The following is an 18,532-nucleotide window of genomic DNA, read 5'->3' as shown; positions in this document are numbered from 1 at the left end:
GCAGCGCGAGCCCGGAATCCATAACCACGAACGGCGGTTGTCCGGGAGGACGAGCGCCACGGACATCTCGTGCCTCATGACCGCCTGTGGCTATGGATTCCGGGCTCGCGCTGCGCGCGCCCCGGAATGACGGCGGATGGAGGCGGGATACTCCAAAAGCCAGCTCGGGACCTACTCGATCCCCTGTTCCCGTGCCTTCCACATCGCTGCGATCCGGAAGCGTTCGTTGATCGCGGCGGGGCTGGCGAGGATCTCGGACTGCGCGCCGGCGAAGGCGCCCTCGACGATCGCCGCCTCCTCCTTCGTCAGCGTGATCCGGCCGGCCATGTGGGTGGCATCGGGCGCGGCCTCCCAGATCTTGCGACGGTTCGGATGCAGCTTGACCTCGACCAGCTCGAACGCCTCGAGCTCACCGTCGAGGCAGATCGCGAGGCCGATCACCTCGACCTTGCGGCCGTCCTGCGTGGTCTTCACCAGGGTCTTTGCCATGCGTGTGCTCCCGTCATTGAGGTCCTGAGGTCACGCCGCCGCCGGCGTGTCGTCGAGCTGGCTCCATTCCGCCCAGGCGCCGTCATGCACGGCGACGGTGGGAACGCCGAGCCGGTACAGCGCCAGCGCCAGCATGCACGAGGTGATGCCCGAGGCGCAGGTGGTGACGATCGGCTTCGCCAAGTCGATGCCGGCGGCCGCGAAGCGCGCGGCGAGCGCGTCGGGCGGCAGCAGCACACCCGTATCGGGATCGACCAGATCGGCCCAGGGCAGGTTGATGGCGCCGGGAATGTGGCCCTGGCGCTTGAAGGTGAAGACGTCCGGCTGCGTCCCGTCGAACTTGCCGGGGCCGCGGGCGTCGACGAGCTGGGCGCCACTCTGCAGCGCCTCCTGAACCTGCGCCGAGGTCGCGACCAGCTCTGGCCGGACGCTCGCCGTGAAGCTCGCCGGCGCCGGGCGGACCGGGGTCATCTCGGCGGGCTGCTTCTCCTTGGTCCATTTGCCGAAGCCGCCATCGAGCAGGGCAACGTTATCGTGGCCGAAGACGCGGAACATCCACCACACCCGGCCCGCGGCCGAGCCGCCATAGTGGCGGTCATAGACGATGACGCGGTCTGAATTGCTGATGCCGAGCAGCCCGACCTTGTGAGCAAAGTCCTCCGCCGTCGGCAGCATGTGCGGCAGCGGGTTGGTCTTGTCGGCGACCTGGTCGATGTCGAAATGCACCGAGCCCGGCAGGTGCCGGCCGCGATATTGCGTGCGGCCGTCGAGATTGGTGCTCGGATGATGCCAGGTGCAGTCGAGGATCTTGATGCCGGGATCGGCGAGATGCTGCGCCAGCCATTCGGAGCTGACCAGGGCGTCGGAAGGATCTCTGCTCATGCATGCGCTCTCGATGAGGGGCCAATCTGGCTGACGCGTGTCTGCGCGTCAGAGCGTCTTCGGCATCGCATAGCCCGGGCGCGGATGGCTATCGTAGTACTCGGGACGCTCCGGCCAGCCGCCATCGGCGATGATCTTGAAGGTCGCGACCGTGACCGGCGCGCCGGGCGAGCAGGACACTTCGGTGAACTTGATTTCGCGCTCGCCAGGGCCGGCGGAAAAATCGGCGACCGTGGTGCCGTCGGCCTTGCGGGCGCGGGCAAAGCCGGGCGTGCCGACGGTAGCGGCGGGCACCGCCGCGGCGACGAAGTTCGGCTGCTCCAGGCCGTCGACCGAGGGCCCGAACGCGGGCGAGCCGAAGGTGAAGGTCGCGAGCACGCCACTGCGATCGACCGCCTTGTCGGCGGTGATCGGCCGCGCCACCGAGTAGACGGTCAGCGTGCCGCCGTCGAGAGCCGCCTTGATGTCGTCGAGTGAGCTTTCGACGAAGTCCAGTGTCACGTTCATGTCGATCTCCTTACAAAGAGAGGCCTTTGCAGGAGAAATTTTCAAGTTCTGTGCCAGTCTCTCGCAACAGCGAGAAGGGACGGTCGGCGGCGGAGTTGCGCGAATCTTGCAACGCGGTTCCTCAGCGAGCCGACCGCCGCTCTCATCGCACTGAAAGCGGCAATGTCGGACATGCGCCAGACATCGATGAGGCCTGACATGACGACCGACGTCGCCTACGCCATCTGCAGCTTCAACGACATCCCGAGCCGCCGTGCCATGGGCTTCCAGCTCATGATCGTGGCGGAGGACGGCAGCCATCGCCCCTGGCCGATCTTCGTGATCCGCTGGGGCAAGCAGGTGTTCGGCTATCTGAACATGTGCCCGCACGACAAGGTGAATCTGGACTGGGAGCGCAACCAGTTCATGGACGGCAACGGCCTGCGCATCCTCTGCGGCAAGCACGGCTCGCTGTTCGAGATCGGCACCGGCATGTGCGTCGACGGACCCTGCAAGGGCGAGAGCCTGACGCCGGTGGCGCTGTCGGTCATCGACGGCGACATCTGCGTCACCGGCGTGACCCTGGTCGAGGATGACGAGGACGACGAGGAAGAGGCGGGTATGCAGTGTGAGGAAGGCTGAGATCTCAAATGAAGCTCCGGCGCGAGGGCCGGGACTTCACGTTGCTTGAGGCGCTTCTAACGTCTTGGCACCTCAAGTTATGTAACCCCGACTGTCATCGTCCGCGAAGGCGGACGATCCAGTACGCCGTGACACCTCGGTTCAACATCGTATGCCGCGGCGTACTGGATGCCCGCCTGCGCGGGCATGACAGCTGTGGAGATGGTAAGAAAACCTCAGACCGGCCGGTTTTCATTGCGGTTCTTCACCGGCTCCATCTTGGCCAGCGCGTCGGCATAGGCGATGACCTCGTAGCTCTCGCTGAACTTCACCGCTGCGTCGAGCACGTAGTCGAGCTTGCCGGCGGTGTCGAGCTTCTTGATGTCGTTCTTGTCGATGCCCAGGAGATCCATCATCTCCTTCCAGACCGTCGATTCGTCGCAGGGCAGGACGTAGAACGTGACGTCGCCCATCTTGATGCGGTACTTCGCCAGCAGGTCGATGTTGTTGCAGAACATGAAGTAGCTGCCGTCCGGCTTCAGCAGGCCTTTGAGCACCTCGACCGCCGTCTCGAGATAGGCGAGCGAATGGATGTAGCCGACCAGCACCGGGATGGTCGGCTCGCCGTCATTGACGATCGTCAGCACCTGCTCGATCGAGAAATCCGGCGGACGCTTCTCGTCCGCGACCTGGGTCTGGAATTTCAACGCGATGTCGCCGCGGAAGCCGAACCGTCCGGGCTTCGTGGTCGGCGCCTTCAGCACGGCGTTGAGCAGCCGTCCTTCCTTGTCGAGCTGCGCGAGCGCGGTGGTCTCGATCGCAACCGTCTTCTCCAATGTCGTCATCAGCAATCCCCTCGCATGTCCTTCATGAGCCGTTCGCCGCACGGCGCGGTCAAAAGGGCGGTGATGCAAGTTGTCTGCCGATGTGTGTTGTGCGTTGATTTGCCTGGAATTTCTGCCCGTCGGGCCCGTCGATTGTCGGGTTTGCGCCGCGACACCGCGGCGTCGCGGGCGCGACACGACGCGAGGCGCGCCTGTCGCAAAGCCGACACGCGTCGGAAACGCCACAGCGACATCGCGAAAAGCCCTGTTCTTTCAGGCGATTGATGCATGGCACGAGACTTGCCAATTCCGTTCGCAACAGCCGAATGGGAAAGGCCAGACGATGATGATCAACCTGACCGACAGTGCCATCAACGCGGTGCGCAACGCGATCACGACCTCCGACAAGCCGGTCGACGGCCTCCGGATCATGGTCGAGGCCGGCGGCTGCGCCGGGCTCAAATACAACATGGGTCTCGTCAGCGGCAGCGAGCCGGAGGACACCGTGATCGAACGCGAGGGTGTGCGCGTGCTCGTCGATCACAAGAGCCTCGAATATCTCGAGGGCACCACGATCGATTTCGTCGTCGCGCTGGAAGGCTCCGGCTTCACCTTCGAGAACCCCAACGCCAAGTCGAGCTGCGGCTGCGGCAAGTCCTTCGCTTAAATCCTTCGCTTGATCCATCAACACGAGAGAAGTGACATCATGCTGGTCGAAACCCAGGGCATCGTCGAAGCGCCGGCTCAGATGAGCGAGCGCGAGCGGGTCATCCGGGCCGTGATCGAGGAGGTCCGCCCGAACCTCAAGCGCGACGGCGGCGATTGCGAGCTCGTCGAGATCGACGGCAACAAAATCATGGTCAAGCTCGCGGGCGCCTGCATCTTCTGCAAGCTCGCCAGCGCGACCCTGGAAGGCATCCAGGCCCGCATGATCGAGAAGCTCGGCGAATTCGTCCGTCTCGTTCCGGTGGCCGGCGCTGCGAAGGCGCGGCATTAAGGAGCGGCCGTGCGTCCGGTGTACCTCGACAACAACGCCACGACGCGCGTCGACCCCGAGGTCGTCGCGGCGATGTTGCCGTTCTTCACGGACCAGTTCGGCAACGCGTCGTCCTCGCATGCCTTCGGCAGCGAGGTCGCGGGCGCCGTCCGCCAGGCGCGCAAGAGCCTGCAGGCGCTGCTGGGCGCCGCGTTCGACCACGAGATCGTCTACACGTCGGGCGGGACGGAATCCGACAATACCGCGATCCTCTCGGCGCTGGAGACGCAAGACGGCCGCGACGAGATCGTTACGACGGCGGTGGAGCATCCAGCGATTCTGTCGCTGGTCGAGCATCTCCGGGACAAGCGTGGAGTATCGGTGCACTTGATCGGTGTCGATGCCGCCGGGCGGCTCGATATCGACGCCTACAAGCGCGCGCTTGGGCCGCGCACCGCGATCGCCTCGGTGATGTGGGCCAACAACGAGACCGGTACTCTGAATCCAATTCAGGAACTGGCGAAGCTCGCACATGATGCCGGCGCGCTGTTCCATACGGATGCCGTGCAGGCCGTCGGCAAGCTCGCCATCGATCTGAAGTCCGCCGGCGTCGACATGCTGTCGCTGTCCGGACACAAGCTGCACGGGCCGAAGGGCATCGGTGCGCTGTATGTCAGGAAGGGCACGCCGTTCGCGCCGCTGGTGCGTGGTGGCCCGCAGGAGCGCCGCCGGCGTGGCGGCACCGAGAACGTGCCCGCCATCATCGGCCTCGGCAAGGCGGCCGAACTCGCCGCACAACATCTCGCCGACGAGCAGGGCCGGGTGCGCGCGCTGCGCGACCGGCTGGAGCAGGGCATCATCCAGGGCGTCGGCCATTGCGCCGTGCTCGGCGACGTTGCGCAGCGACTCCCGAACACCGCCAATATCGCGTTCCAGCATCTCGAAGGCGAGCCGATCGTGATGCGGCTGAACCAGGCCGGCATCGCCGCCTCGCTGGGCTCTGCCTGCGCCTCCGGCTCGATGGAGCCGTCGCATGTGCTCAGGGCGATGAGCGTGCCGCCGGATCTGCTGCGCGGCGCCGTCCGGTTTTCGCTGTCGCGCGACACCACCGACGACGACATCACGCGTGTGCTGGCCGTGCTGCCCGACATCGTCGGCCGTCTCCGCGAGACCTCGCCGTCCTGGCTGCAACATCATCCGTCAACCGCGGCGGACGCCCTTCGTCCCACGGAGCTCACGCAATGAAAGTCATGATCCGCCGCTCGCCGGAAACCGGCCTCTCCATCTACGTCCCCAAGAAGGACCTGGAGGAGCCGATCGTCGAGTCCGAGCACGAGACCCTGTGGGGCGGCTGGATCCGCATCGCCAATGGCTGGGTGCTCGAGCTGCCGCAGATGGCCGCTGACACGCGGCTGCCGATCACGATCAATGCGCGCAAGCGCGGTGGAGAAGGGGACGAGTGATGAATGCGCCGCTTCCTCATATCGACATCATCAAGCAGGCCGACGCCGAGGCGTTGCTGAAGGACGTCGTCGCCAAGCTCAAGGCGGGCAAGGTCGTTCCGTTCCTGGGGCCGGCCGTGTCGGAACAGTCCGGCGCTGCCGTGCCGATGAATCCGGAAGCCCTGGCTGCGTTCTTCGGCACCAAGGTGGCGCTGCCGCGCCGCGCCAAGGGCAACGCCTGGGCCTCGGCGCAGCACATCGAGAGCACGCGCCACCGCTCGACGGTCACGGCGCTGATGGCGGAGGCGTTCGCAGCTCCCGTTGCGCCGACGCCGCTGCAGCAGCATCTGGCGTCGCTGCCGCTACCGATGATCGTCGACAGCTGGTATGACGGCGCGATGCGCACTGCGCTGGCCGGCCGCAGCGACTGGGGCGAGGTTCAGGGCATCACCCGCGCCCATATCGGCGAAGACCGCTGGTATCGCTTCTACGACGCCGCGGGCGGCGAGAGCGATCGTGAGAAGGCCAATGGCTGGACCACGCTGCTGTACAAGCCGCATGGCGGCATCACTCCGGCCAAGAACTTCCTGATCACCGACGCCGACTATGTCGAGGTCCTGACCGACATCGACATTCAGACGCCGATTCCCGACACCGTGAAGGATCGCCGCACCGATCGCGGCTTCCTGTTCATCGGCTGCCGCTTCAACGACCAGCTGCTGCGGACCTATGGCCGTCAGGTCATCAAGCGCTCGGGCACCGAGCACTACGTCCTGGTTGAGCCGGACACGCTGTCGAAGAACGAGCTGAAGTTCTTCATCGCCGAGCGGCTGACGCCGATCGCGATCCCGCTGGCGCGGGCGACCGAGATCATTATCGGCGGCTGAACGCGGGCTGTCACTGGCAAAACAGCGCGGCTGCAAGCCGCGCTGTTTTGCTGTGCGTCGTCTGCTCGATCCGAGTCTGTAACGTTTCTAACAACGCATCAAACGAGAGGCTTTCGCATGTTGGCAAGGCGACAGCCGCAATGAATTTGCTAAGGCGTTGATAGTTCGCAGGAATGATCTTGTCCGCGGCGTGGCACGCGAGTTGCTGAACTCCTTTCCAAGGCGGTTTGCGGCTCGCCAGCAACGTTAAGGAGCGGACATGGACGCGTCAGTGCAGCACGAACAGGCGACGATACCGGACGGCGACAAGCTGAGCTCGGTGATGCAGACCATCGCAGAACACAAGGGCTGCGGCACCTCGGGCGGCAGCGGCAAGGCGAGCTGCGGCTCCGGCGCCGGCGAGAACGACCTCCCGCCGGAGATCTGGGAGAAGGTGAAGAACCATCCCTGTTACAGCGAAGAGGCGCATCATCACTACGCGCGCATGCATGTCGCCGTGGCGCCCGCCTGCAACATCCAGTGCAACTACTGCAACCGCAAATATGACTGCGCCAACGAGTCGCGTCCGGGCGTCGTCAGCGAGAAGCTCTCGCCGGAGCAGGCCGCCAAGAAGGTGCTCGCCGTCGCCTCGACCATTCCGCAGATGACCGTGCTCGGCATCGCCGGCCCCGGCGATCCGCTCGCCAACCCCGAGAAGACGTTCAAGACCTTCGAGCTGATCGCGCGCACCGCGCCCGACATCAAGCTCTGCCTGTCGACCAACGGTCTCGCGCTGCCCGACCATGTCGACACCATCGCCGGCTTCAACGTCGACCACGTCACGATCACCATCAACATGGTCGACCCCGAGATCGGCGCCAAGATCTATCCCTGGGTGTTCTGGAAGCACAAGCGCTACACCGGCGTCGAGGCGGCCAAGCTGCTCACCGACCGCCAGCTGCAGGGCCTGGAGATGCTGACCGAGCGCGGCATCCTGTGCAAGGTCAACTCGGTGATGATCCCGGGCGTCAACGACAAGCACCTCGTCGAGGTCAACAAGGCGGTGAAGTCGCGCGGCGCCTTCCTGCACAACATCATGCCGCTGATCTCCTCGCCCGAGCACGGCACCGTGTTCGGCCTGACCGGCCAGCGCGGCCCGACCGCGCAGGAGCTGAAGGCGCTGCAGGACGAGTGCGAAGGCGAGATGAACATGATGCGGCACTGCCGCCAGTGCCGCGCCGACGCCGTCGGCCTGCTCGGCGAGGACCGCTCCGCGGAGTTCACCACCGACAAGATCATGGCGATGGAGGTGAACTACGACATCGACAGCCGCAAGGCCTACCAGGAGGCAGTCGAGAGCGAGCGCGTCGCCAAGGTCGTCGCCCGCCAGGAGGAGCTCGCCTCGCTCGCCGGCCAGTCCAGCGACATCAAGCTGCTGGTCGCGGTGGCGACCAAGGGCTCGGGCCTGATCAACGAGCATTTCGGCCACGCCAAGGAGTTCCAGGTCTACGAACTCTCCACGGCCGGTGCGAAGTTCGTCGGTCACCGCCGCGTCGATTTGTACTGCCAGGGCGGCTATGGCGACGAGGACAGCCTGGAGACCGTGATCCGCGCCATCAACGACTGCCATGCGGTGTTCGTGGCCAAGATCGGCGGCTGCCCGAAGAGCGACCTGCAGGCCGCCGGCATCGAGCCGGTCGACCAGTTCGCCCACGAGTTCATCGAGAAGTCGGCGATCGCCTGGTTCAAGAGCTACCTCGACAAGGTCAACAGCGGCGAGATCCAGCACGTCGTGCGCGGCGACGCCGAGATCCGCCAGGGCGCCCTGACCTCGGCGGCGTGAGATCCGATCCCGGCGGCGCTCCGGCGCCGCCGGCCCCTTTCGACAGGAGCGTTTCATGACTTTGAAGATCATTGCTTCGCAATGCACGAGCTGCTCGGCCTGCGAGCCCGAATGCCCGAACGTGGCGATCTCCGAGAAGAACGGCACCTTCGTGATCGACCCCAAGAAGTGCACCGAGTGCATCGGCCATTTCGACGAGCCGCAATGCGCCGCGGTGTGCCCGGTCGACAACACCTGCGTCATCGACAATTCGTTCCCGCGCTATCAGCCGCCGGCCTGAGGAGACCCCGATGAACTTTACGCTCACGCCAGCTGCGCAGAAATTCATGCGCATGATGCTGCGGGCCGACGGCGGCGCCGGCGCCGGCTTCCGCCTCGCGGTGTCGCCCGGCGGCTGCTCGGGTCTCGCCGCGGACATCAGCGTGCTCGCGACGCCGCTCGCCGGCGACGCCGTGGTCGAGCGCGACGGCGTCAAGCTGTTCCTGCCGGCCGAGAGCCGCCTGCTGCTCGACGGCGTCACCATCGATTTCGCGGATACCGCGACCCAGACCGGCCTCGTGTTCCACGACCCGAAGCAGGTGTCGTGCTCCAGCCACGCGCTGAAGGCGCTGCAGGACTAGGACAACGAACAATGCCGACCGATGCCCGGCCCACCTCCCAGACTGCCATCGAGGACGCGCTGCTCGCCGACGCGCTGCTCGGTGGCGGACTGCCGGAGGAGGCCGAGCGTCAGCTGTGGCAGGCCAGTCAGAGCTATCACCTCGACGACGTCGCCGAGGCCCATCTCAAGCAGGCCGAGGCGCTGGCGCCGGATCATGCCGCAGTTCTGATCGGCTTTTACCGGTTCTATTTCTACAAGGGGCGGCTCAACGACGCGCTGCGCATCGCCAAGCGCTGCCTGGCCAAGGCCGCAATTGAGAACCATCTGCCGCCGCATTGGCGCGACGTCCGGCCGGAGCATGCCGAATTCGGCAGCTTCGACCACATGCTGCCGCGCTTCTTCATGTTCACCTTGAAGGGCTATGCTTACTTGCAGATGCGGCTCGGCAATCTCGTCGAAGGGCGGCTCGCGGTGCAGAAGCTGCTCGAGCTCGATCCCAGCGACAAGATCGGCGCGCGCGTGCTGCTGGAGGTGGTCGACCGGGTGGAGCTCGACGATGAGTGACGACATCGACGAAGCCATCGACTGGCAGGGCAACGAGATCAGCTGTAGCGGCTGCGCCCACGAGCAGCTGAGCGCGGCCGGCGGCTGCAAGCTCCGCCACGCCTGCGTGCACGACCGCTACGCGCGGCGCATCGACCGCTTCTTCAACTGGAATCCGGCGCTCGCCAACGATTTCGTCAAGCATCCGCATTTCGAGGTGCGGGCGATCGCGGCCAAGCATGCCAGCCCGTTTTATCTGCCACCGCTGCTCGACGATCCCGAGGAAACGGTGCGCTGGAATGCGGCGCGGCGGCTGCCGAAACGTCTTGTGCTGCGGCTGCGCCATGATCCGCACCGCGAGGTCCGCATCCGCATCGCGACCGTGCTCGATCCCGAAGACCTGATGCCGATGATGATGGACGACGACTATTACGTCCGGCTCGTCGTTGCGCGCCGGATCGTCCCGTCCGTGCTCGGCCGCATGATGGGCGATCCCGAAGCCGAGGTCCGCCGTGTCGTCGCGCGGCGCATCCCGAGCGACTGGCTGCTCGGCATGATCAGCGATCCCGATGCGCGGGTGCGGCTGGAGATCGCGGAGCGCCTGGCGCCCGACCTCCTCACAGCCATGCGCAAGGATGCCGACTGGCGCGTGCGCCATGAGGTCGCGAGCCGCATCCCGCTCGGCGAACTCGCCGAGCTCGCGCGCGACGAGGATCCGCTGGTGCAGGAGATGGCGCGGAGCCGGCTCGACAACCGTTCGGGAGCAGCGATGGAGAAACCGGCATGAGCAACATCGTTCGTGACAGCGAGGTCGTGGAGCTGTCGGCGCCGCCATACTTCACGTTCGGCGAGAAGGTGAAGGCGAAGCGCACGATCCGCAACGACGGCACCTACGCAGGCAAGGAGATCGGCGAGATCCTCGCGAAGAAGGGCGAGATCGGCTACGTCGTCTCGATCGGCACCTTCCTGCAGCAGTTCTACATCTACGGCGTCGAGTTTCTCGAAAGCGGAAACCGCGTCGGCATGAAACGCAAGGAGCTCGAATCCACCGTTCCCCGCGGGGAGGCCGAGGACGAGCTGCCGCTGCCGGGAGCGTACAGATCATGATCGAACCGCGGATGCCGAAATACCAGTGGGGCCAGCGCGTGAAGGCGCTGATCGACTTGGTCAATGACGGCTCATTCCCGAACGCGCCGGCCGAGGCCAAGCTCGTGGGCGTCGGCGACATGGGCGAGATCGTCCAGGTCGGCACGCACACCGAGGCGAACATGCCGATTTATCTCGTCGAGTTCGGCGAGAAGCTGGTGGTGGGCTGTCTGGAAGAGGAGATCGTCCCGGTGTGAGGGGCGATGATGAGCCATGGTGGCAACCGCGCTTAAGCCCAGTCTCATCCTGCCCGCGCATCCCAACGAGTTGGATCGCAAGCGGATCGAGCGCGCGCTGAGGTCGCGCAAGCGTTACCGCTATGTCGAGCCGGCGGTCGTGCCGGTCGATCAGGGTTATCAGGTCCGCAGTCCGTGCTGCTCGCGCAACATCGACAAGGACGGCGGGGTGATCGACGTGGCGCTGCTGCGTCATGACCCGGCGAAGACCATGTGGAAGCTGTTCTGGAGAGATCACGCGAGGGGGATCTGGGAGCTGCACAGTGTGCACCAGCGGTTGACCGCGGCGGTCGACGAGCTGAACGCCGACCCCGAGCGGATCTTCTGGCAGTAACGAGGAGGACGGGTGAGATGGCATTGGCCGAGCAGGAACTGAATGAGATCGCGCAGATCCTCGACCAACCTGACGCCGGGAGCACGGCGTTCGCCGAGCTGCGCCAGCGCTTTCCCAAGCTGGTTCTGACGCGCTGCGACGCCTCGGATGTGACGGAGGCGCCGTTCCGCAGCTACGCGGCGTTCGATCTGCATCTGCTCGACGCCAGCGAGCATTGTGCCGGCGTCACCGACGATCCCGCCAAGGCCACCGGCCTGATCCTGGCGAAGCGGAGCTGATCATGACCAAGCCCTATCTGGTGCATGACGCCGACAGGCAGGAGCAGGACGAGGTCGAGCTGACGCCGGTCGGCTCCGACTTCATCCCGCTGTCCGATCCCGACATCACGACGGCGGAGATCGCGGCGGTCGAGGCGACCTTGCGCTCGCCGCGGCTGTCCACTGGTCCGCTCGTCGAAGAGTTCGAGGCTGCATTCGCGGCCTATCTCGGACGCAAATATGCCATCGCGGTTCCGAGCGGAACGCTCGGCCTGCTGCTCGTGCTCAAGGCGATGGGCATCGGAGCCGGCGACGAGGTGATCGCATCGTCCTATTCGTTCCGCGAGGTCGCGCACGCGATCAGCATCGCCGGCGCAAAGCCGGTATTTTCTGATATCGACTACTACTCCGGCACGCTGGCGCCCAGCAAGATCGAGGCGCGGATTACCGCGCGGACCAAGGCGATCCTGGCCGGCAACACCAACGGCCATCCGGCCAAATGGACCGAGCTGCAGGCGATCGCAAAGGCGCATGATCTGCCGTTGATCGAGGATTCGAGCGAGGCGATCGGCTCGAAATATCAGGGCGCCCTGGTCGGCACGTTCGGCGCAGCCTCTGTATTCGACTTCGCTCAACCATTTGCGCTGACCTGCGGCGAGGGCGGCATGATCGTCACCGATGACGTCGACATCGCGGTTGCGGTGCGCCGGCATCGCTCGCACCGTCTCGACGAGCGGGCCTCGGTCGTCGTTTGCAGTACCCCGTCGCATCAGGCGGTCATGAGCGACGTCACCGCAGCGCTGGGACTTGCCCAATTGAAGCGCATCGACGAGATCCTCGAGCGCCGCAAGCTGATCGAGCAGATCTACTACAGCGAGGTGCAATCGTTCGAGGGCATCAAGGATCCCTATGTCGGTCCTGACGTCACCGAGGTGAACTGGTTTCTCTACCAGGTGCATCTGGGGACGCGGTTCTCGAAATCGAGCCGCGACTCGATCGTCGAGGACCTCCGGGTCGAGCAGGTCGAGGCCGTCGCCTATTCCAATCCGCTGCACCTGCAGCGGCACTATTTCGACATGGGCTATCGTCGCGGCGACTATCTCGTGACCGAGAAGGTCGCCGATCGCGTCGTGGCCCTGCCATTCCACGTCCATCTGACCACCGACCAGATCGCCTTCATCGTCGCCACGATGAAGGACGCCTCGGTCAATGTCGGAGCGGGCGCGGCGATCTACTGACGAGTTCTGACCTCAAACCTAAGAAGGAGACTCCAAATGGCAACTCTGACGGTCATGCCATCCGGCAAGACGATCGAGGTGGGCGAGGGCACCACCATTCTCGCGGCGCTGCTCGCCGCCGAGGTCGAGATCCCGCACAAGTGCGAGGGGCAGGCCAAGTGCGGCTCGTGCCACATCTTCCTGCAGGAAGGACGCAAGGGCGTGTCGAAGGTCAGCAAGCTCGAAAATGAGAAGCTGGACACCATCGTGGGCGTTGGTTCCAAGTCCCGCCTCGCGTGCCAGGCGACGATCCTCGGCACCGAGAACGTCAAGATCGAGCTGCTCGGCTTCTCGTCAGGTCTGTAACAGGAGGATCACATGGATAACATCACGCTTCACGTTCGTTTCGCTCCGGATGGCACGGTCGCCGAGATCAGCGAGCGGCCGGCGGCGCTCACGCCGCAGCAATGGTTCAACAAGCTGAGCGATGCGATCGGCATGAAGGCCTATCAGACCTTCGCCGGCGGCCGCGGCGTCTTCAAGGTCGCCCGCGACCAGGTCGAGGCCCTGAAGGCCGCCGCCGTCGCCTGACGACGACGCTGCGGGCGATCGACGCGAGTGGCGGCATGAGCACCGATACGGTTCAGTTCTTCGTCTCGTATACGGGCGTCAAGCTGCCGCTGCGCCTGGTGACGGAGATCGCGCCGGAGCAGCTGTCGAACCGCAATACGTTCATCCGCGGCTATTTCAATGCCGCGGGCGCGCTGACCGGGTTCGAGAAGGTCGTCTATGGCGAGATCGAGCTGACGCACCGCTACGGCTACCACGCCAGCGGGGTGTTGCGCAGCGCCGAGATCGTCATGCTCGACGAGGATCCGGTGACGCTGCACTTCGATGAGACCGGCGCGCCCGTCGCCGGTCTTGACGCCGCATGAGGGAGGCCCCGTGACCGTCGCCAAGCTGATCGAGGCTCTTGCCAGCATGCCCAAGGACGCTATCGTGCTGATGGATTCCGGCGCCGGATTGTCGCGGGTCGATGCGCTGGAGCTCGTGGCCGAGCAGGGGCCGGGCGCGCCGGCCGAGGTGATCCTGCAGCCGAGCTTGGACGAATAGAAGCAGGACTGATCGGATGGCGGACGCGGGTGCGACAGAAACGGACACGTCGGCGACAGGGCCGGTGGTCACGCCCTATGAGCGGATCGGCGGCGCCGTCGTGGTCGATCGACTGGTCGAATCGTTCTACCATCGCATGGACACGCTGCCTGAGGCCAAGACGATCCGGGACATGCACGGCACCAATCTAGGGCCGATCAAAGTCATCCTGAAGCGCTATCTCTCGGAATGGCTCGGCGGCCCGAAACTTTACTCTCCGGAGAAGGGCCATCCGCGGCTGCGCCAACGCCACCTGGGGTTTCCGATCGGCAACGCGGAGCGCGACGCGTGGCTGCTGTGCATGCGCGGTGCGCTCGAGGAGACGGTAGCGGATGTGGCGGCTCGCCAGGATGTCGACGCCGCCATGACGAAGTTGGCCGACTGGATGCGCAACCAAGCCGGCAACCCACACGATGCACGTGCGGCGCGGCCGTGAGGCCGGGTCACCGTCTCAGTCGTCATTGCGAGGAGCCGAAGGCGACGAGGCAATCCAGAGTCGTCGCGGGGCTCTGAATTGCTTCGCTACGCCGCTACGCTCGCAATGACGATGGTGGACAGTGTCGCCCCGCCACGGCGTCATCGCCCGGCTTGACCGGGCGATCCAGTACGCCGAGGCGTCCGTGAGTCCACCGAGAGGCCGCGGCCTATTGGATGCCCGCCTGCGCGGGCATGACAGCGGAGCGTGAATCATAGTCGTCATCGCGAGCGTCAGCGAAGCGATCCAGGGGCAACAGAGAGGATGTGCAGTTTAGCCGCTGGATTGCTTCGCTTCGCTGTTCGCTCGCAATGACGGAGATACAAAGCGTAGGGTGAGCAAAGCGAAGCGTGCCCACCGGCCGCCTGATCGGCAGTGCCGCTGTTGAATGGTGGGCACGGCGCACGTCGAGCGGTGCTAACTCACGACCGCCGGTGGCGCCTTTGCCCACCCTGCGCGCCTACGAATTCCAACTAATACAATGGAACGCCGAAGAAGCTCTCCTCATCGCCGCCCCAGGCGCGGTGCAACGCCAAAGCATTCTGCCAATGCATCAGCTCGGCCTCGCTGGCGCTGCGGTGGGTGATCTTGCCGTCGGGCGCTTCGGCGAGCAGGTAGGGCTTGCCGTTGCGGATGAAACGATTCAGGTCCTTGGTGTCGTTCGGCCGCACCACGCAGCGCGGCCGTTCGTCGATCAGGATGGTGGTCGGCTGCATTTCGACGCTCGCTCGATCGGGTGTCAGTCAGCCGGCGGTCCCATGTCGTCATCCGCCTTTTTCTTCTTTTTCTTGTCGGTCTTGGCGAGCGCGTAGGCGCCGGCGTTCTTCAAGGTGATCGGCGGCTGGCCGACGACATATTGCGAGATCCAGGCGAGCGTACGCTCCTGCGCCAGCGCGCTGGCGGCCTCGTCGTAGCTGGCGCCCTCGGCGTCGAAGTCGTGGGCGGCGTTGGGATAGGAGAAGGCGCTGACCTCGGGATGGTGGGCGCGGAACATGCTCACAGCCGGAAACGGCACGACCGCATCCGCCTCACCGAAGTGCAGCAGGGTCGGGACCTTGCGCTTGGCCCCGGCGGCGTCGACCACGCCGGTCGCGTAGTAGCTGACGGCGCAGGCAAGACCGGACACACGGTTCGCGGCGCTGTAAGCGAGGCCGCCGCCGGCGCCATAGCCGACCACGGCCACCTTGCCGCAGTCCTTGACGCTGTCGACGGTCGACTGGATCTCGGCGAGCAGAGGAGCGACCGGATCCTGTGCCGCTGCCGGCGGCTCGCCGTCTGCCGGGGTCTCGACCGACGCCGGCGGTGTCAGCTCCGGCGCGATCACGACATAGCCGCTCGCGGCGAAGGCATCGGCGACCTTGCGGACCTTGCCGCTGCCGCTGCCGTCCGTCAGCACGACGATGGCGCCCTTTGGCGTGTCGGCCGGATCGGCACGGAACGCCTGGAAGGTGTGCCCGTCATGGGCGGTGAGCTTGATGGTGCTCTCTGTGGCCATGTGATGCTCCTGCTTCCGTTGGCGCGGCCGGCGCGCGTTACAACAAGCCCAGTTCCAGGGCAGTCTCTTCGGACATTCGTGACTTGTCCCACGGCGGCTCGAACACGAGCGTCACCTTGACGGAGACGACCCCGTCGACGGCCTGCACAGCGTCCTCGACCATGCGGACGATCTCGCTGGCGACGGGGCAGCCCGGCGCCGTGAGCGTCATGTCGATCTCGACGGCACCGCCGCCTTCATGCGCGATGCGATAGACGAGGCCGAGGTCGTAGACGTTCACCGGAATCTCCGGATCGTACACTGTCCGCAGCGCAGCGATCACACTCTCGGCGGCGTCCTGGGAGCCGGTCGCGAGGGCGCTCTGCGACGGGGAGGGAGGGGGAGCGGCGTGCATGCTCATCATGCGTTGGTTCCTCTCTTGGTCCTGGTTCGCACCGGGGGATGGTCGTTCGAAGTCGTGTCGAGATTGCGCTTGGGATGCTGCATGGCTGGGCCTCATTCCGCGCCGAGTCCGTCGGCGAGCGCCGCCACGACCGGCCATCCGACCGCACCGGCCGGATCGAGCTGGCGCAGCGCTGCGAGCATCTCGCCCGCGCGCTCGGGATCGTTCTTGCGCAGATGGATGAAGGCCAGCGCCTTCAGCGTGTAGAGCGCGAAGCGCCCGGCGCCGTCGGGCATCGGATCATGCGGCACCCAATGCCGCCAATCCGACGACCAGCCGGCCTGTCTTGCGGCTTCGGCAAGGCCGAGTTCGGCCACCGCCTTGGCTTCGTCGAGATGGCCTTGATAGGTGTGAATCTTATAGAGGCAGAAATACGTCGGCAGCTCCTGCGGGGCGGCCGCCAGCGCCTGGCGAAACAGCCGGTCGGCGCGCGCGTGATCGCGGCGATACGCCGCCACCCCCTGCTGCAGCAGCGCGTCGATCTCCTCGGGAAGATCGCCGAAGTTGATCGTGTCGGGTTCGCTGACGAGTTCGAGCATCTGCATTGACCTCGATCAAATCAGTGCAAGACGCGGACCGTTTTGCGGTGGTGCAGCAGAGGCCCTCATCGCCGCGAAGCGGGCCAAAACGCGCGGGCATGTTGGATTTTGAACGCCACGCCTGGGTCGCATCGTCGTGCTTGTCGCAAAGCCGACGCGACCATCGTCAATTCGGCGCTTGGGCAGAGCAGGCACAGGGCTCAGGAGCTGCAATTGGCTGGTTCGGAGCTTGCATGACGCTGTCATCAATCCAGCGGGAGACAGAGCGATGGCGATGGCAGCAACTGATATCGAACGTCTGATCAAGGAGGCGTTCCCGGATGCAGTCGTCGTGATCGAAGATCTGGCCGGTGACGGCGACCACTACTCGGCACGCGTCACCTCGCAGGCTTTCGCCGGGAAGAGCCGGGTGCAGCAGCATCAGATGGTCTATTCGGCCCTCAAAGGCCAGATGGGCGGCGTGCTGCATGCGCTGGCGCTCGAGACGTCATTGCCGAAATGATCGCTGCCGCGACACCTCCAGGGACGAAAGGACAATACAATGTCGACATCCGAACGCATTCAGAAGCTGATCGAAAGCAACGACATCGTTCTCTTCATGAAGGGCGTGCCGGCGGCGCCGCAATGCGGTTTCTCCGCCGCGGTGGCGCAGATCCTGGCCAAGCTCGACGTCCCCTATGAGAGCGTCAACGTACTGGCCGATCCCTTCATCCGCGAGGGCATCAAGGAGTTCTCCAACTGGCCGACCATTCCCCAGCTCTACGTGAAGGGTGAGTTCGTCGGCGGCTGCGACATCGTGCGCGAGATGTTCCAGGCCGGCGAACTCGCGACCATGCTGGCCGACAAGGGCATCAAGGCGGCCGCATCATGAGCGATGGCAGCGTCGTCGAGGCGGATGACGATTTCGAGATTCCGCAGCTCTACAAGTACCACGCCTTCGTCTGCCTGACGCAGCGTCCGCCCGGTCATCCGCGCGGCAGCTGCGGCGCGCTCGGTGTCCAGCCGCTGTGGGACCGGCTGACCAAGACGATCGAGGCGCAGCGGCTGACGGATGTCGGCGTCACCGCCGCCGGCTGCTTCGGCTTTTGCAGCGCCGGTCCGATGATGGTGGTCTATCCCGATGGCATCTGGTATCGGCCGACCAAGCCCGAAGATATCGACGAGATCGTCGAATCCCACTTCAAGCAGGGCAAGCGCGTCGACCGTCTGGTGATGGTGCTGAAGCGCTGACGTCTTGACCGGAGCCGCTCAGCGCGGCTCCGGGCAGGGCGACGCCTCGGGACGCGTGCAGCCCTGGACGCCGTCGAGGTCATCCTCCCGCTGCAGCAGCGACAGCACCGGCTCGCGGTCGAAGCCGGCGCAGCGCAAGCCGTCGGCTTCGATCAGCGGCCGGCGGATCAGCAGCGGGTCCTCGAGCATCAGATCGATCGCGGCGACGGCTTCGATCGCCTCCGGCTCGATCTCGCCTGCCTTGACGCGGGGCGAGGCCGGGTTGAACCAGGACCACACCGGCGTCCCGGCGAAGTAGGCGCGCAGCCGCTCGCCTGTCCACGGTTCTGTCAGGAGATTCCTGGATTCGACCTCATGGCCGGCGCGCGTCAGCATCAGCTTCTGCCGGGCATTGGTGCCGCAGCCCGGCTTCTCGTAGAACACGACGGTGGTCACG

At 65.3% G+C, this 18,532-nt stretch carries 33 protein-coding genes; 24 read left to right on the top strand and 9 right to left on the bottom strand.

The window, feature by feature from the left end; translation table 11 throughout:
* Window positions 1-171 precede the first annotated feature (171 nt).
* The 3 genes from QX108_RS10915 to QX108_RS10905 are packed head-to-tail and all read right to left on the bottom strand — an operon-like array spanning window position 172 to window position 1,878.
* Complete coding sequence (locus QX108_RS10915) at window positions 172-489, bottom strand: hypothetical protein (protein ID WP_008965769.1); 318 nt, start codon at window positions 487-489, stop codon at window positions 172-174.
* A gap of 30 nt (window positions 490-519) precedes the next feature.
* The gene (locus tag QX108_RS10910) at window positions 520-1,371 is read right to left on the bottom strand and encodes a sulfurtransferase (protein WP_315781804.1); all 852 of its coding nucleotides are present in this window, start codon (window positions 1,369-1,371) and stop codon (window positions 520-522) included.
* A gap of 48 nt (window positions 1,372-1,419) precedes the next feature.
* Window positions 1,420-1,878 carry a hypothetical protein gene (locus QX108_RS10905; RefSeq protein WP_315721326.1) on the bottom strand — a complete coding sequence of 153 codons (459 nt, stop codon included), beginning with the start codon at window positions 1,876-1,878 and terminating at the stop codon, window positions 1,420-1,422.
* Window positions 1,879-2,076: 198 nt separating this feature from the next.
* Here QX108_RS10905 and QX108_RS10900 point away from each other — a divergent pair, with 198 nt between their 5' ends.
* Entirely contained in the window at window positions 2,077-2,499 is a 423-nt protein-coding gene (locus QX108_RS10900) for a Rieske (2Fe-2S) protein (protein WP_035654868.1), read from the top strand.
* A 215-nt stretch (window positions 2,500-2,714) separates the two neighbouring features.
* Here the strand turns inward: QX108_RS10900 and QX108_RS10895 are convergent, their stop codons facing one another.
* Window positions 2,715-3,323 carry a hypothetical protein gene (locus QX108_RS10895; protein WP_315781801.1) on the bottom strand — a complete coding sequence of 203 codons (609 nt, stop codon included), beginning with the start codon at window positions 3,321-3,323 and terminating at the stop codon, window positions 2,715-2,717.
* A gap of 325 nt (window positions 3,324-3,648) precedes the next feature.
* Here QX108_RS10895 and QX108_RS10890 point away from each other — a divergent pair, with 325 nt between their 5' ends.
* From QX108_RS10890 to QX108_RS10795, 20 genes are all read left to right on the top strand, one after another.
* Window positions 3,649-3,969, top strand: coding sequence for a HesB/IscA family protein (locus QX108_RS10890; protein ID WP_008960276.1), 321 nt, complete (start codon window positions 3,649-3,651; stop codon window positions 3,967-3,969).
* A gap of 39 nt (window positions 3,970-4,008) precedes the next feature.
* Window positions 4,009-4,299 carry a NifU family protein gene (locus tag QX108_RS10885; RefSeq protein WP_315781799.1) on the top strand — a complete coding sequence of 97 codons (291 nt, stop codon included), beginning with the start codon at window positions 4,009-4,011 and terminating at the stop codon, window positions 4,297-4,299.
* A 9-nt stretch (window positions 4,300-4,308) separates the two neighbouring features.
* The gene (nifS, locus tag QX108_RS10880; protein ID WP_315781797.1) at window positions 4,309-5,523 is read left to right on the top strand and encodes a cysteine desulfurase NifS; all 1,215 of its coding nucleotides are present in this window, start codon (window positions 4,309-4,311) and stop codon (window positions 5,521-5,523) included.
* The gene (gene nifT, locus QX108_RS10875; protein WP_006609673.1) at window positions 5,520-5,741 is read left to right on the top strand and encodes a putative nitrogen fixation protein NifT; all 222 of its coding nucleotides are present in this window, start codon (window positions 5,520-5,522) and stop codon (window positions 5,739-5,741) included. Before nifS ends, nifT begins: the two co-directional genes overlap by 4 nt.
* Window positions 5,741-6,607 (top strand): SIR2 family protein, encoded by an 867-nt coding sequence (locus QX108_RS10870; RefSeq protein WP_315721321.1) that lies wholly within the window; start codon window positions 5,741-5,743, stop codon window positions 6,605-6,607. Before nifT ends, QX108_RS10870 begins: the two co-directional genes overlap by 1 nt.
* 259 nt (window positions 6,608-6,866) lie before the next feature.
* Window positions 6,867-8,429 carry a nitrogenase cofactor biosynthesis protein NifB gene (gene nifB / locus QX108_RS10865; RefSeq protein WP_008960281.1) on the top strand — a complete coding sequence of 521 codons (1,563 nt, stop codon included), beginning with the start codon at window positions 6,867-6,869 and terminating at the stop codon, window positions 8,427-8,429.
* 55 nt (window positions 8,430-8,484) lie between these two features.
* Window positions 8,485-8,709 (top strand): YfhL family 4Fe-4S dicluster ferredoxin, encoded by a 225-nt coding sequence (locus tag QX108_RS10860; RefSeq protein ID WP_006609676.1) that lies wholly within the window; start codon window positions 8,485-8,487, stop codon window positions 8,707-8,709.
* 10 nt (window positions 8,710-8,719) lie between these two features.
* Window positions 8,720-9,049, top strand: coding sequence for an iron-sulfur cluster assembly accessory protein (locus QX108_RS10855; protein ID WP_315721320.1), 330 nt, complete (start codon window positions 8,720-8,722; stop codon window positions 9,047-9,049).
* 11 nt (window positions 9,050-9,060) lie between these two features.
* On the top strand, window positions 9,061-9,594 hold the full coding sequence (locus QX108_RS10850; RefSeq protein ID WP_315781793.1) for a hypothetical protein: 534 nt from the start codon (window positions 9,061-9,063) through the stop codon (window positions 9,592-9,594).
* Complete coding sequence (locus QX108_RS10845) at window positions 9,587-10,360, top strand: 4Fe4S-binding leucine-rich repeat protein (RefSeq protein WP_315781791.1); 774 nt, start codon at window positions 9,587-9,589, stop codon at window positions 10,358-10,360. The genes QX108_RS10850 and QX108_RS10845 overlap by 8 nt, the downstream gene beginning before the upstream one ends.
* Window positions 10,357-10,680: a nitrogen fixation protein NifZ gene (locus tag QX108_RS10840; protein ID WP_009032133.1), complete on the top strand. Its 324-nt coding sequence runs from the start codon at window positions 10,357-10,359 to the stop codon at window positions 10,678-10,680. The genes QX108_RS10845 and QX108_RS10840 overlap by 4 nt, the downstream gene beginning before the upstream one ends.
* A complete protein-coding gene (locus QX108_RS10835; RefSeq protein ID WP_006609681.1) occupies window positions 10,677-10,916 on the top strand; it encodes a nitrogen fixation protein NifZ in 240 nt (79 codons plus the stop codon). The genes QX108_RS10840 and QX108_RS10835 overlap by 4 nt, the downstream gene beginning before the upstream one ends.
* 16 nt (window positions 10,917-10,932) lie before the next feature.
* The gene (locus QX108_RS10830; RefSeq protein ID WP_315781789.1) at window positions 10,933-11,289 is read left to right on the top strand and encodes a DUF3024 domain-containing protein; all 357 of its coding nucleotides are present in this window, start codon (window positions 10,933-10,935) and stop codon (window positions 11,287-11,289) included.
* Between the two features lie 17 nt (window positions 11,290-11,306).
* Window positions 11,307-11,567, top strand: a complete 261-nt coding sequence (locus tag QX108_RS10825; protein WP_315781786.1) for a DUF6129 family protein — start codon at window positions 11,307-11,309, stop codon at window positions 11,565-11,567.
* A 2-nt stretch (window positions 11,568-11,569) separates the two neighbouring features.
* Entirely contained in the window at window positions 11,570-12,784 is a 1,215-nt protein-coding gene (locus QX108_RS10820; RefSeq protein WP_315781784.1) for a DegT/DnrJ/EryC1/StrS family aminotransferase, read from the top strand.
* Between the two features lie 36 nt (window positions 12,785-12,820).
* On the top strand, window positions 12,821-13,129 hold the full coding sequence (locus QX108_RS10815; RefSeq protein ID WP_172185768.1) for a 2Fe-2S iron-sulfur cluster-binding protein: 309 nt from the start codon (window positions 12,821-12,823) through the stop codon (window positions 13,127-13,129).
* A gap of 12 nt (window positions 13,130-13,141) precedes the next feature.
* A complete protein-coding gene (locus QX108_RS10810; RefSeq protein ID WP_315721314.1) occupies window positions 13,142-13,354 on the top strand; it encodes a hypothetical protein in 213 nt (70 codons plus the stop codon).
* A 35-nt stretch (window positions 13,355-13,389) separates the two neighbouring features.
* The gene (locus QX108_RS10805; RefSeq protein ID WP_315781782.1) at window positions 13,390-13,698 is read left to right on the top strand and encodes a DUF6156 family protein; all 309 of its coding nucleotides are present in this window, start codon (window positions 13,390-13,392) and stop codon (window positions 13,696-13,698) included.
* 10 nt (window positions 13,699-13,708) lie between these two features.
* Window positions 13,709-13,876, top strand: a complete 168-nt coding sequence (locus QX108_RS10800) for a hypothetical protein (protein ID WP_006609688.1) — start codon at window positions 13,709-13,711, stop codon at window positions 13,874-13,876.
* 16 nt (window positions 13,877-13,892) lie between these two features.
* The gene (locus QX108_RS10795) at window positions 13,893-14,351 is read left to right on the top strand and encodes a group II truncated hemoglobin (protein WP_315721312.1); all 459 of its coding nucleotides are present in this window, start codon (window positions 13,893-13,895) and stop codon (window positions 14,349-14,351) included.
* 512 nt (window positions 14,352-14,863) lie between these two features.
* Here the strand turns inward: QX108_RS10795 and QX108_RS10790 are convergent.
* From QX108_RS10790 to QX108_RS10775, 4 genes are all read right to left on the bottom strand, one after another.
* Entirely contained in the window at window positions 14,864-15,106 is a 243-nt protein-coding gene (locus QX108_RS10790; RefSeq protein ID WP_315721311.1) for a hypothetical protein, read from the bottom strand.
* Window positions 15,107-15,129: 23 nt separating this feature from the next.
* Window positions 15,130-15,885: a dienelactone hydrolase family protein gene (locus QX108_RS10785; protein WP_315781779.1), complete on the bottom strand. Its 756-nt coding sequence runs from the start codon at window positions 15,883-15,885 to the stop codon at window positions 15,130-15,132.
* 37 nt (window positions 15,886-15,922) lie between these two features.
* The gene (locus tag QX108_RS10780) at window positions 15,923-16,285 is read right to left on the bottom strand and encodes an iron-sulfur cluster assembly protein (RefSeq protein WP_172115383.1); all 363 of its coding nucleotides are present in this window, start codon (window positions 16,283-16,285) and stop codon (window positions 15,923-15,925) included.
* Window positions 16,286-16,380: 95 nt separating this feature from the next.
* Window positions 16,381-16,872 (bottom strand): hypothetical protein, encoded by a 492-nt coding sequence (locus QX108_RS10775; protein WP_315781777.1) that lies wholly within the window; start codon window positions 16,870-16,872, stop codon window positions 16,381-16,383.
* Window positions 16,873-17,134: 262 nt separating this feature from the next.
* On the opposite strand from QX108_RS10775, the gene QX108_RS10770 reads away from it, so the two are divergent.
* Genes QX108_RS10770 through QX108_RS10760 form a run of 3 tightly spaced genes read left to right on the top strand, consistent with a single transcriptional unit; the run spans window position 17,135 to window position 18,096 of the window.
* Complete coding sequence (locus QX108_RS10770) at window positions 17,135-17,368, top strand: BolA/IbaG family iron-sulfur metabolism protein (RefSeq protein ID WP_006609694.1); 234 nt, start codon at window positions 17,135-17,137, stop codon at window positions 17,366-17,368.
* A 39-nt stretch (window positions 17,369-17,407) separates the two neighbouring features.
* Window positions 17,408-17,737, top strand: a complete 330-nt coding sequence (gene grxD / locus QX108_RS10765) for a Grx4 family monothiol glutaredoxin (RefSeq protein WP_315781775.1) — start codon at window positions 17,408-17,410, stop codon at window positions 17,735-17,737.
* Window positions 17,734-18,096 carry a (2Fe-2S) ferredoxin domain-containing protein gene (locus QX108_RS10760; protein ID WP_315781773.1) on the top strand — a complete coding sequence of 121 codons (363 nt, stop codon included), beginning with the start codon at window positions 17,734-17,736 and terminating at the stop codon, window positions 18,094-18,096. The genes grxD and QX108_RS10760 overlap by 4 nt, the downstream gene beginning before the upstream one ends.
* 18 nt (window positions 18,097-18,114) lie before the next feature.
* On the opposite strand, the gene QX108_RS10755 is transcribed toward QX108_RS10760, so the two are convergent.
* Window positions 18,115-18,531: an ArsC/Spx/MgsR family protein gene (locus tag QX108_RS10755; RefSeq protein ID WP_315781771.1), complete on the bottom strand. Its 417-nt coding sequence runs from the start codon at window positions 18,529-18,531 to the stop codon at window positions 18,115-18,117.
* Window position 18,532: the final 1 nt, after the last annotated feature.

The sequence above is a fragment of the Bradyrhizobium sp. SZCCHNR1002 genome, from assembly GCF_032381435.1.
In the GTDB taxonomy this organism is placed as follows: domain Bacteria; phylum Pseudomonadota; class Alphaproteobacteria; order Rhizobiales; family Xanthobacteraceae; genus Bradyrhizobium; species Bradyrhizobium aeschynomenes.
This window is presented reverse-complemented; position numbering and strand designations above follow the sequence as displayed.

Excerpts from the sequence above, each read along its gene's own strand:
- QX108_RS10775 (WP_315781777.1), bottom strand. The coding sequence starts at position 16,872 with ATGCAGATGCTCGAACTCGTCAGCGAACCCGACACGATCAACTTCGGC.
- grxD (WP_315781775.1), top strand. The coding sequence starts at position 17,408 with ATGTCGACATCCGAACGCATTCAGAAGCTGATCGAAAGCAACGACATC.
- QX108_RS10900 (WP_035654868.1), top strand. The coding sequence starts at position 2,077 with ATGACGACCGACGTCGCCTACGCCATCTGCAGCTTCAACGACATCCCG.
- QX108_RS10835 (WP_006609681.1), top strand. The coding sequence starts at position 10,677 with ATGATCGAACCGCGGATGCCGAAATACCAGTGGGGCCAGCGCGTGAAG.
- QX108_RS10785 (WP_315781779.1), bottom strand. The coding sequence starts at position 15,885 with ATGGCCACAGAGAGCACCATCAAGCTCACCGCCCATGACGGGCACACC.
- QX108_RS10910 (WP_315781804.1), bottom strand. The coding sequence starts at position 1,371 with ATGAGCAGAGATCCTTCCGACGCCCTGGTCAGCTCCGAATGGCTGGCG.
- QX108_RS10760 (WP_315781773.1), top strand. The coding sequence starts at position 17,734 with ATGAGCGATGGCAGCGTCGTCGAGGCGGATGACGATTTCGAGATTCCG.
- QX108_RS10905 (WP_315721326.1), bottom strand. The coding sequence starts at position 1,878 with ATGAACGTGACACTGGACTTCGTCGAAAGCTCACTCGACGACATCAAG.
- QX108_RS10780 (WP_172115383.1), bottom strand. The coding sequence starts at position 16,285 with ATGAGCATGCACGCCGCTCCCCCTCCCTCCCCGTCGCAGAGCGCCCTC.
- QX108_RS10790 (WP_315721311.1), bottom strand. The coding sequence starts at position 15,106 with ATGCAGCCGACCACCATCCTGATCGACGAACGGCCGCGCTGCGTGGTG.
- QX108_RS10870 (WP_315721321.1), top strand. The coding sequence starts at position 5,741 with ATGAATGCGCCGCTTCCTCATATCGACATCATCAAGCAGGCCGACGCC.
- QX108_RS10860 (WP_006609676.1), top strand. The coding sequence starts at position 8,485 with ATGACTTTGAAGATCATTGCTTCGCAATGCACGAGCTGCTCGGCCTGC.
- QX108_RS10890 (WP_008960276.1), top strand. The coding sequence starts at position 3,649 with ATGATCAACCTGACCGACAGTGCCATCAACGCGGTGCGCAACGCGATC.
- QX108_RS10825 (WP_315781786.1), top strand. The coding sequence starts at position 11,307 with ATGGCATTGGCCGAGCAGGAACTGAATGAGATCGCGCAGATCCTCGAC.
- QX108_RS10895 (WP_315781801.1), bottom strand. The coding sequence starts at position 3,323 with ATGACGACATTGGAGAAGACGGTTGCGATCGAGACCACCGCGCTCGCG.
- QX108_RS10805 (WP_315781782.1), top strand. The coding sequence starts at position 13,390 with ATGAGCACCGATACGGTTCAGTTCTTCGTCTCGTATACGGGCGTCAAG.
- QX108_RS10915 (WP_008965769.1), bottom strand. The coding sequence starts at position 489 with ATGGCAAAGACCCTGGTGAAGACCACGCAGGACGGCCGCAAGGTCGAG.
- QX108_RS10815 (WP_172185768.1), top strand. The coding sequence starts at position 12,821 with ATGGCAACTCTGACGGTCATGCCATCCGGCAAGACGATCGAGGTGGGC.
- QX108_RS10795 (WP_315721312.1), top strand. The coding sequence starts at position 13,893 with ATGGCGGACGCGGGTGCGACAGAAACGGACACGTCGGCGACAGGGCCG.
- QX108_RS10850 (WP_315781793.1), top strand. The coding sequence starts at position 9,061 with ATGCCGACCGATGCCCGGCCCACCTCCCAGACTGCCATCGAGGACGCG.
- QX108_RS10770 (WP_006609694.1), top strand. The coding sequence starts at position 17,135 with ATGGCGATGGCAGCAACTGATATCGAACGTCTGATCAAGGAGGCGTTC.
- QX108_RS10885 (WP_315781799.1), top strand. The coding sequence starts at position 4,009 with ATGCTGGTCGAAACCCAGGGCATCGTCGAAGCGCCGGCTCAGATGAGC.
- nifT (WP_006609673.1), top strand. The coding sequence starts at position 5,520 with ATGAAAGTCATGATCCGCCGCTCGCCGGAAACCGGCCTCTCCATCTAC.
- QX108_RS10855 (WP_315721320.1), top strand. The coding sequence starts at position 8,720 with ATGAACTTTACGCTCACGCCAGCTGCGCAGAAATTCATGCGCATGATG.
- QX108_RS10830 (WP_315781789.1), top strand. The coding sequence starts at position 10,933 with ATGGTGGCAACCGCGCTTAAGCCCAGTCTCATCCTGCCCGCGCATCCC.
- QX108_RS10820 (WP_315781784.1), top strand. The coding sequence starts at position 11,570 with ATGACCAAGCCCTATCTGGTGCATGACGCCGACAGGCAGGAGCAGGAC.
- QX108_RS10840 (WP_009032133.1), top strand. The coding sequence starts at position 10,357 with ATGAGCAACATCGTTCGTGACAGCGAGGTCGTGGAGCTGTCGGCGCCG.
- QX108_RS10810 (WP_315721314.1), top strand. The coding sequence starts at position 13,142 with ATGGATAACATCACGCTTCACGTTCGTTTCGCTCCGGATGGCACGGTC.
- QX108_RS10845 (WP_315781791.1), top strand. The coding sequence starts at position 9,587 with ATGAGTGACGACATCGACGAAGCCATCGACTGGCAGGGCAACGAGATC.
- nifB (WP_008960281.1), top strand. The coding sequence starts at position 6,867 with ATGGACGCGTCAGTGCAGCACGAACAGGCGACGATACCGGACGGCGAC.